The organism is Amnibacterium sp. (genome assembly GCF_025463795.1).
Classification (GTDB): Bacteria; Actinomycetota; Actinomycetes; order Actinomycetales; family Microbacteriaceae; genus Amnibacterium.
Map to the genome: position 1 here is coordinate 1 of NZ_JAODBE010000078.1, position 3660 is coordinate 3660.

1 protein-coding gene is annotated in these 3660 nt (G+C 70.5%); it reads left to right on the plus strand.

Going from position 1 to position 3660, the window contains the following annotated elements:
• Nucleotides 1–3505: multifunctional oxoglutarate decarboxylase/oxoglutarate dehydrogenase thiamine pyrophosphate-binding subunit/dihydrolipoyllysine-residue succinyltransferase subunit (locus JWQ92_RS07740; RefSeq protein WP_297343887.1), on the plus strand; the 3505-nt coding region annotated here is incomplete at its 5' end.
• Between the last annotated feature and the right edge of the window lie 155 nt (nt 3506–3660).

Consider the following 3660-nt stretch of genomic DNA (forward strand, 5'->3'; position numbering starts at 1 on the left):
CGACGCGGTCCGCGCCGCCTCCTCGCCGAGCCCGGCGCCGGCCGCGCCCCGCAGCGCCGCCCGCACCTCCGTCGGCCCGAAGACCCAGGCCATCCCCGCGGATGCGCCGCGCGCCGCCGCCCGCACCGTCACCGCGAACGACGACCAGGTCACGCCCCTGCGCGGCATGGCGAAGACGCTCGCCACGAACATGGATGCCTCACTCAGCATCCCGACGGCGACGAGCGTGCGCACCATCCCGGCGAAGCTGATGATCGACAACCGGATCGTCATCAACAACCACCTGCGTCGCGCCCGCGGCGGCAAGGTGAGCTTCACGCACATGATCGGCTGGGCGCTCGTCAAGGCGCTGGTCCAGTTCCCGTCGCAGAACGTGCACTACGCCGAGGTCGACGGCAAGCCGTCCCTCGTGCAGCCGGGCCACATCAACCTCGGGCTCGCGATCGACATGCCGAAGCCCGACGGCACCCGCGCGCTGCTCGTGCCGAGCATCAAGCGTGCCGAGACGATGACCTTCGCCGAGTTCGTCGCCGCCTACGACGAACTCGTGCAGCGCGCCAGGGCGAACAAGCTCGGGGCCGACGACTTCGCGGGCACGACGCTGTCGCTCACGAACCCGGGCGGCATCGGCACCGTGCACTCCGTGCCGCGGCTGATGGGCGGCCAGGGCTGCATCATCGGCGCCGGCGCGCTCGAGTACCCCGCCGAGTTCCAGGGCGCGAGCGAGAAGACCCTCGTCGACCTCGGGATCAGCAAGACGATCACCCTCACCTCCACCTACGACCACCGGGTCATCCAGGGTGCGGGCTCGGGCGAGTTCCTGAAGATCGTGCACGCGCTGCTGATCGGCGAGCAGCACTTCTACGAGGAGGTCTTCGCGGCGCTGCGCGTGCCGTCCGACCCGATCCACTGGGCGCAGGACGTCAACGTCGACCTCGCCGACAACGTCTCGAAGACCGCAAGGGTGCAGGAGCTCATCAACTCCTACCGGGTGCGCGGGCACCTGCTCGCGGACGTCGACCCGCTCGTCTACCAGCAGCGGATGCACCCGGACCTCGACATCCGCAACCACGGCCTCACCTTCTGGGACCTCGACCGCGAGTTCGTGGTCGGCGGCTTCGGCGGCCGGCGCTCGATGAAGCTGCGCGAGGTGCTCGGGCTGCTGCGCGACACCTACTGCCGCACGGTCGGCGTCGAGTACATGCACATCCAGGACCCGGTGCAGCGCGGCTGGTTCCAGGAGTCGCTCGAGCGGCCGTACAAGAAGCCGACGCACACCGAGCAGATGCGCATCCTCTCGAAGCTCAACCAGGCGGAGGCGTTCGAGACCTTCCTGCAGACGAAGTACGTCGGGCAGAAGCGGTTCAGCCTCGAGGGCAGCGAGAGCCTCATCACGCTGCTCGACACCGTGCTGCAGCGCGCCACCGAGGCCGACGCGCTCGACGCGGCCGCACTCGGCATGGCGCACCGCGGCCGGCTGAACGTGCTCACGAACATCTGCGGCAAGACCTACGGCCAGATCTTCCGTGAGTTCGAGGGCACCCAGGACCCGCGGACCGTGCACGGCTCCGGCGACGTGAAGTACCACCTCGGCACCGAGGGCGAGTACGTGTCGGCGAACGGTGCCACCCTTCCGATCGAGCTGGCGGCGAACCCGTCCCACCTCGAGACGGTCGACGGGGTGCTCGAGGGCATCGTCCGCGCGAAGCAGGACCGCGACCCCGTCGCGACGTTCCGCGTGCTGCCGCTGCTGGTGCACGGCGACGCGGCCATGGCCGGCCAGGGCGTCGTCGTCGAGACGCTGCAGATGAGCCAGCTGCGCGGCTACCGCACCGGTGGCACGATCCACATCGTCGTGAACAACCAGATCGGCTTCACGACCCCGCCGATCGACTCGCGCTCCTCGGTCTACGCCACGGACGTCGCGAAGACGATCCAGGCCCCGGTCTTCCACGTGAACGGCGACGACCCCGAGGCCGTCGCCCGCGTCGCGGAGCTCGCCTTCGGGTACCGGCAGGAGTTCCACCGCGACGTCGTCATCGACCTCGTCTGCTACCGCCGGCGCGGTCACAACGAGGGCGACGACCCGTCGATGACGCAGCCGCTCATGTACAACCTCATCGAGGCGAAGCGCAGCGTCCGCAAGCTCTACACCGAGGCGCTCGTCGGCCGCGGCGACATCACGCAGGAGATCTACGACGAGGCGCACCGCGACTTCCAGTCGCGGCTCGAGCAGGCCTTCGCCGAGACCCACGCCGCCCAGACCGGCACCATCCCCACCGTGCAGCAGGGCGGCGGCATCGGGTCCGACCGCTCCGGCGGCGAGACCGAGGACCAGGACCCCGATACCGCCGTGCCGGCGGAGGTGCTGCAGCGGATCGGCGACGCGTTCGGCGACTCCCCCGACGGCTTCACCGTGCATCCGAAGCTCCAGGCGGTGCTGAACAAGCGGGTCGAGATGACCCGCAGCGGCGGGATCGACTGGGCGTTCGGCGAGCTGCTCGCCCTCGGCACCCTGCTGATCGAGGGGCGCCCCGTTCGGTTCTCCGGCCAGGACACCGGCCGCGGCACGTTCACCCAGCGGCACGCGGTGCTGCACGACCGGGAGACCGGCGCCGAGTGGATCCCGCTCACGAACCTCGCGCAGGACCAGGCGCACTTCTGGATCTACGACTCGCTGCTGTCGGAGTACGCGGCGATGGCGTTCGAGTACGGCTACTCGGTCGAGCGGCCGGATGCGCTCGTCTGCTGGGAGGCGCAGTTCGGCGACTTCGCGAACGGTGCCCAGATCGTGATCGACGAGTTCATCTCGTCCTCCGAGCAGAAGTGGGGCCAGCGCTCGAGCGTCGTGCTGCTGCTCCCCCACGGGTACGAGGGCCAGGGGCCCGACCACTCCTCGGCCAGGATCGAGCGCTACCTCCAGCTCGCCGCACAGCGGAACATGACCGTCGCGCAGCCGTCGACCCCCGCGTCGTACTTCCACCTGCTGCGCCGCCACGCCTACGCCCAGCCGCGCCGCCCGCTCATCGTGTTCACGCCGAAGTCGATGCTCCGGCTCCGCGGTGCGACGAGCTCGGTCGAAGACCTGACGCAGGGCCGGTTCCAGCCGGTGATCGACGACGCGCGGATCCAGGACAGGTCGCAGGTGGACCGGGTCGTGCTCCACAGCGGCAAGATCCACTACGACCTGCTCGCCGAGGCCACGAAGCGCGACGACCTGCGGACGGCCCTCGTGCGGGTCGAGCAGTACTACCCGGTGCCGAGGCAGGAGCTCCTCGACCTCGTCGCCTCCTACCCGGAGCACGCCGAGCTCGTGTGGGCGCAGGACGAGCCCGCGAACCAGGGTGCGGCCCCGTTCGTGCAGCTACAGGCTCTGCACTCGCCGGTCGACCGGAAGCTGCGCCTCGTGTCCCGACCGGCGTCGGCGTCGCCCGCCGCGGGCAGCGCGAAGCGGCACGCCGCCGAGCAGGCCGACCTCATCCAGCGGGTGTTCGCGCGGGACTAGCCGTGTGACAGGAAGGGGCGCCGGGGTCGGCGCCCCTTCCTGGCCCGGGGCATCACCACCGGCCGGCCGAGGTGGGTGTTCCCCGCTGTCCGTCGGTCGCTGCGCCCGTGGGCGCATCCGTGGGCGTGGAGCGGATGGGTGTTCGGTGGGTTCCC